Source organism: Lepagella muris (assembly GCF_004793975.1).
Classification (GTDB): Bacteria; Bacteroidota; Bacteroidia; order Bacteroidales; family Muribaculaceae; genus Lepagella; species Lepagella muris.
The window spans coordinates 105,190-111,621 of sequence record NZ_SRYB01000014.1; the positions used below are offsets into that span (position 1 = coordinate 105,190).

Below are 6,432 nucleotides of genomic sequence, written 5' to 3' on the forward strand. Positions count from 1 at the left end.
ATGTCTATAACGATGTTTTATTCCTGATTATTTCAGGTAGTTCAAGATATTTGAAGTGAGTTTCTCCACATTATGCTGATAAGGATTGGTTCCGGAATTCTGATTCCATTCATAAGCCGCAAAACCATTGGCGATACATCTGCCGTGGTTGGCATTTGAATAGAATTCCACCAGACCGGCGACACAGTGGTCGCGTACATGACCCCAAGTTGCAAGCACAAGCGAACCGGTAGTTGCCTCAAAATTGGCGATTACGTCAGGATAGCTTCCGCGTCCATAGATATTGCAATCCCACAGGCAGTTGTGGTCTTCGCGTTGACCGGGACCGATAAGTGGCAGATTCTCATAGCCGTAGCCGTTAGGATCCTCAAGGGTCAAGCCATCATAGATAGCGTGTGCAGTACGATCATAGAAGCCTTGGTCTGAACCGTTGCGGAAATCCCATCCGAGATAAGGGTTGATGACCCACACATCGTCGCCGGAACCGCCGTCGCCATTGCCATAAACTGTCGGAGCCATATTATCGGGCACGATTCCCAACGGCACTGTCAACTGAGTCGCCATATTGGAAAGATACAGACTACCGCCGTTTGCAGAATATTCACGCAATGCTGCGATAACCTCATCCGACACTATATTTTCCGGAAGATTCTGCCATCCCAAAGGAAGACCCACGCGGTCGATCTCAATCCAGATTACCGGATAAAGGTCCGGTTCAAGGGTTGCGATCTGCGACGGTTGGATAAACTCTGCATTATCCTGTGAAGCGAACCATGATGCAGCAGCACGCTCGTCATCATCGGGAAGATCTTGCCATGTATTCGTGGTAAGAAGGTATGCCATCTTAGGCGCGATATACGGAACTGTCGCCTTCACGGTAGAGGGCACCGAAGGATAATATTCATCATATATCAGTTCTACCGTATAAGTCATCTCCACGTCCATCGGCTGTGCCTTCATCTCATAAGAGGTGGCATTCGCCGGGAGAACCACAGCGGCACTAACGTCGCCATCGCGATATATACGCACTCCGGTAATTCCAGAAGCTGAGGGAAGTGCCCATGAAAGTGTGACCGTTCTGCCTGAAATTGTATTAGTGAGCGAAGTCACGCCTGCAAGCTGCTCTTCCGGCAATGTTGCAGTCACTGTCACACCCTCGGATACGTATTTATCTCCGTAGCATAGCTTTACTGTAAAGTAGCCCTCCACTCCGAGAGGCTGACCCTTTACATCGTATGATGTGGCGTTTGCCTCAAGCATTATCGGGTTTCGGGTGTCGGCATTCTTGATGAACTGCACGCCTGTGATATTCTTATCGGAAGGGAGTTGCCAGCTCACGTTCACCGTGTGTCCGCTGACGGTTGCCTTCATATCCCTAACAGTGGGAAGATCGGGAGTTGCCTCATACCCTGTCGGCTCAAAATCACCACAAGAGGTAAATGTCATTCCCATTGCTAAGGTCATCACACTGAGACCATATATTATTTTTGTTGCCATTTCTGTTTCCTTAGTTTAGATTACGGTTATCAATTATAGAGATCGCCTGCATTGTCCTTCTGATTCAACGGTATCGGGAAATAAAGTTCATCCTCCGATAAGTTTGCAGTTGAATAATACGGCTGGAACGCAGTCTCAAACTGATAATATTTGTTGACGACATCCACGACATTACCCCAACGCAAAAGGTCAAACCAACGTAAGCCTTCCATCGCAAGCTCCACACGGCGTTCGTGGCGAACCGCCTTGCGTGCATAATCCTGATTCCATGCAGTAGCGGAATATTGACCGACAGCATAATTCGCTATCATCGGGTTGCAGTCAATCGGAGTGTAGGAAGCATCAACCGAACGGGCTGCCTTAGCACGCACCTGATTGATGAGATCGCGGGCTTCATCAAGATTCTTATTCTGCTCAATCAAAGACTCTGCCTTCATCAGAAGCACATCGGCATAGCGTATGATGATGTAGTTGAGTGATGACGCACCCCAAGGCACGATACCCGGTTTCACGTAGGGTGAATCAGGAGAGGGATAAGGCTTCTTGCCTGAATACTGACCGTAGAGGTCAAGATTGCGGCACCATTTCTCATTATATTGGTAAGAACGCCATGGCATACCTATACGTCCGAGTGTGAAATCAAGGCGAGGGTCAACATTGCCGGCATAGTCGGCGGTAGTCACGCTCTCTGAGTTCTGTGTGCCGTCAAGATAAGGGAGACCGTTCTCATCTGTGCGGAATGCGTTGACAAGATCCTGTGATGCAAGATAGAAGTCGTCGCCATTTCCATAGAGATTTCCTTCCGACCATGTGCAGTTAAGACAGTTATTGAAGTTGAACTGGTCAGGAGAATTTGCCGACGAGAACTGCACCGCCATAACTGATTCAAAACTGTTGTTGAACTCAGGTTTCGACATATCGAGGAAGTTGGTATACAACTGATATTGACCCGAAGTAATCACATAGTTTGAATATTCCTCTGCCTCTGCCCAATCGGATGTGAAGAGATCCACTCTCGCAAGTATGGCAGCCGCTACATTCCTGTTGAAACGTCCCACCTCTTCCTGCTTTTCCGGGAGATTATGGTAAGCCTGTCGCAAGTCTTCCTTTATAAAGCCTACAATCTCCTCTCGTGTGTACTCATCGGCACGACATTCCGACGGATTAGCCACTGTCTCATCAAAATACGGGAATTTCGCAAAGAGACGATACATGTCGAAATAGTAATAAGCACGTAAAGTCTTCATTTCTGCCACGTAAGCTGTCTTCACATCATCTGCAAGATTCCCGGCTGACAATATAGCCTTGATCGCAGTGTTGCAACGGGAAATGGAGAAATAATTGTTGCGCCATTTGAAATTGATGACATCGTTGTCGCTCTGCACATTGCCGATTTCAAGCTGATGCATGTAGCCTTCCATTGTAACACCGTCGCCACCTTTTAGCGCATCATCCGAACGGAGGTCGATGACCCAGTTGTTGATCGGACCGGCAAACGACTCATTGTTTCCGAAATAGTGGCACAATAATGTGGCATACGCCGAAGTCATCATGTCGATAGCCTCATCCTCCCCTATCTGTGAGGATGTGAACGAACCCTGTGGCTTTGTGTCAAGCATGCTGTCGCATGATGTCGCACCGATACCCATTGTGATGGCAGCCACGCTATATGCTGTCGTTTTGAGTATTTTCTTTATTGTTTTCATGTTGATGTCAATTTAAAGTTAGAACTGTACGTTTACACCGATTGTGTATGTGCGTGGACGTGGATAGCTACCGTTGTCGGTCAGTGAGCCATAAGTGCCGGGGAGAATCTCCGGATCCAGTCCTTTGTATTTGGTAAGTGTGAACACATTCTCTACCTGTCCGTAGATGTCGATGCCTTGGCTACCGATAACCTTGTAGACTGACTCCGGCAAAGAGTATGACAGTTTCAGATATTTCATCTTCATATAAGAGCCATTCTCGATGAAATACGTTGAGAAACGTGACTCATTGTTGTCATCCGTAAGAGAGAGTGCCGGGATGTCGCTGCCGGTGTTCTGGGGAGTCCATGCATTGAGAACGTCAACGCTGCGGTTAGTAGTGAGGTTGCCATAGTTCATGAAGTAGAGCTGGCGTTTCATGTGGTTGATGATATCCTGTCCGAAGTCGCCTGCAAAGAACATATCCAATGACAATGACTTGTAGCGGAATCCGAGATTAAGACCGAGTGAGATCTCCGGGTTCGGGTTGCCTATGATGCAACGGTCGTTGTCGTCTATCACTCCGTTGCCGTCAAGGTCTCGGTAGATCAAACGACCTGGAGCAGCACCGTTCTGTGTCGCATGGTTTGCCACTTCTGCTGTATTCTGGAAGATTCCGTCGCACACATAACCATAGTAGACACCCATTGCCTGACCGGGGATAAGACGAACGTCACCACCTATAAATTTCTGAACCGAGTTCAGATTGACAAGCTTATTCTTGTATTGCGAGATATTGAGAGATCCATTCCATGAGAAATCGCCGTAAGATGGACTGGTATATCCGAGAGAAACTTCCCAACCGGTATTCTTCATGTCGCCTGTATTGAGCCATATAGCCGCATTCTCTCCTGCCACGTCAAGTGCCGGCGGAATGGTAAGCATGTCGGTGGTCTTCTTTATATAGTAATCAGCCGTAAGATTGATTGCTCCGCTGAGAAATTGAAGGTCCACACCGATGTTGTTCTGCGTTGTAGTTTCCCATTTCAGATCCGGATTGCCGGAGGCGGCAAGGGTGATGCCGGGACGGGTCTGTGAGTTGGTGCCGGTTATATCATACGCACCGTTGCCGGTATTATAGATATATGTGGAATATGTCGGATAGAGCGGCGGGATATTGGCATTACCGTTCTGACCCCAAGAATAACGGATCTTAAGATCGGTCAATACTGTGTTGGCAGGCCAGAATGATTCTGCCGTCGGACGCCATGCAAGTGACGCTGCGGGGAACACGCCTGAACGATGACCCTTTGCAAATCGGGAGTTCTCGTCACGACGGATTGTGAACGATGCCAGATAACGGTCAGCATAATTGTAGTCAATCTTTCCGAATAATGAGAATACACTCCACTGGGTCTTACCGCCGCCATTGTTACGTGTGCCGGAGCCGGAACCTATCTGCATGAAATCAGAATCCTCAAACATGTAATCCTCACGTGAAGCGGAGAGATCCTTAAATGTGTAGCCGATAGCCTCGCTACCGATGAGAGCTGTCAGATGATGATTCTCTCCAAAAGTCTTGTTATAGTTTGCAGTGTTGGTCCATGTCCAAGTGTCGCCCTGACCATATACAGAACTCATACTGTTGACATCACCCGGATTCACACGACGTCCGAGAGTATTGTTGAAATATTGGCTATGCTCGATACCGATATTTGATTTCAATACGAGTCCTTCAATCGGTTTCACCTCGATAAATGCGTTGCCGAGTATTCGCCAGCTCTGAAGGTCATTGTCTTCTGCATTATTGATCAGCTGCACCGGGTTGGCAAGGTCTGACCCTATCAACTCCATCGGACGTGCCCAATCTCCGTTAAGTCCTCTTACCGGGAGTGCGGGATGCTGGCTCATTGCGGTGAAGGGTATGCCGCGGTCGCCTGCCACATCTACACCACGGTTTTTCCAGTTGGCTATAACCACATTCTCTCCTACAGACACGTATTTGCCGAAATCGAACCGTGTGTTGAGACGTGCGGAGTAACGACGATAGAATGAAGAGACGATGTTACCTGTCTGGTTGATGTAGTTCATTGAGAAGAGCACTGACGATTTCTCCGTATTGTTGGATACTGATGCCGTCAGATTGTTTGTCCATGCCGTCTGATAGACCTGATCCTGCCAGTCGGTGTTGGTGGTCGGATAGTTTTTATCTCCGTTGATAAATTCCACCAGTTTAGGAGTCTCACCACTACCATAAAGAGGTATCGAGGGTGTCATCCCTGCATTGCGTGAAGCAATCCAGTAAGCCTGTCCCCACTGGTCGGCATTCATCATATCATATCGTTTGGCTATTGTCTGCGCACTCAGTGCATAGCTGACGTTAACCGACAGACGATCACCTTTGCCATGTTTCGTTGTGATGATGACTACGCCATTCGCCGCACGCGAACCATATATAGAGGCAGAGGCGGCATCTTTAAGCACCTGCATTGTCTCAATATCGTTAGGGTTAATGCAGTTGAGATTGTCGGTCGGTACTCCGTCTATCACGTAGAGAGGATCGTTGCTTGAGTTGGCAGTAGACATACCGCGCACGCGGATTGAGCCTGTGCCACCCGGAGCCGCATCCGGAACTACATTTACACCGGGCAACTTGCCTGCCATGGAGCTCATGATATTGCCGGAATTTTCACTTAATGGATCTTTCATATCCATCACCGATACGGCTCCGGTAAGATCTGCCTTGCGCACCGTCTGGTAGCCTACCACCACCAATTCATCAAGAAGCCCGGAATCTTCATCAAGATAGATTGTCAGTTCCGGCTCTGCCTTGACCTCTACTGTCTGATAACCCACGTATGAGACTTTCAATACCGATCCTTTCGGAACGCTCATACTGAACTTGCCCTCTATATCTGTGGCAACACCTTTTTTGTTGACTTCACAAATGACGGTAGCCCCAATCAGCGGCTCATCATCAACACGTGAAATTACTGTCCCTTGCACATTGATTTCCTGTGCGTGAATCATGACCGCCGTAAGGAAGAACATGATCGCTGTAAGGATTCCTTTTTTCATGTTATGTTAGTTTTGGTTAATGTTTCTGCCGCAAAATTAACAAGCTTTTATTTTTATAAATATAATTTATGTTGACACATATATCAAAATTAACAGGAATCCTGTTTTTTTATATAATAAGTAGTTTCTAAAAATTAATGTACATATGTTGGCACGGTTTTTGCAGTATGGT

The 6,432-nt window shown here is 47.5% G+C and carries 3 protein-coding genes; all 3 read right to left on the reverse strand.

What is annotated here, in order from left to right:
* Nucleotides 1-27: 27 nt before the first annotated feature.
* The 3 genes from E5331_RS10880 to E5331_RS10890 are packed head-to-tail and all read right to left on the reverse strand — an operon-like array spanning nt 28 to nt 6,260.
* A complete protein-coding gene (locus tag E5331_RS10880) occupies nt 28-1,497 on the reverse strand; it encodes a DUF4960 domain-containing protein (RefSeq protein WP_123481439.1) in 1,470 nt (489 codons plus the stop codon).
* A 29-nt stretch (nt 1,498-1,526) separates the two neighbouring features.
* Entirely contained in the window at nt 1,527-3,203 is a 1,677-nt protein-coding gene (locus E5331_RS10885; RefSeq protein ID WP_123481440.1) for a RagB/SusD family nutrient uptake outer membrane protein, read from the reverse strand.
* Between the two features lie 18 nt (nt 3,204-3,221).
* The gene (locus tag E5331_RS10890) at nt 3,222-6,260 is read right to left on the reverse strand and encodes a SusC/RagA family TonB-linked outer membrane protein (protein ID WP_123481441.1); all 3,039 of its coding nucleotides are present in this window, start codon (nt 6,258-6,260) and stop codon (nt 3,222-3,224) included.
* Nucleotides 6,261-6,432: the final 172 nt, after the last annotated feature.

Excerpts from the sequence above, each read along its gene's own strand:
- E5331_RS10890 (WP_123481441.1), bottom strand. The coding sequence starts at position 6,260 with ATGAAAAAAGGAATCCTTACAGCGATCATGTTCTTCCTTACGGCGGTC.
- E5331_RS10880 (WP_123481439.1), bottom strand. The coding sequence starts at position 1,497 with ATGGCAACAAAAATAATATATGGTCTCAGTGTGATGACCTTAGCAATG.
- E5331_RS10885 (WP_123481440.1), bottom strand. The coding sequence starts at position 3,203 with ATGAAAACAATAAAGAAAATACTCAAAACGACAGCATATAGCGTGGCT.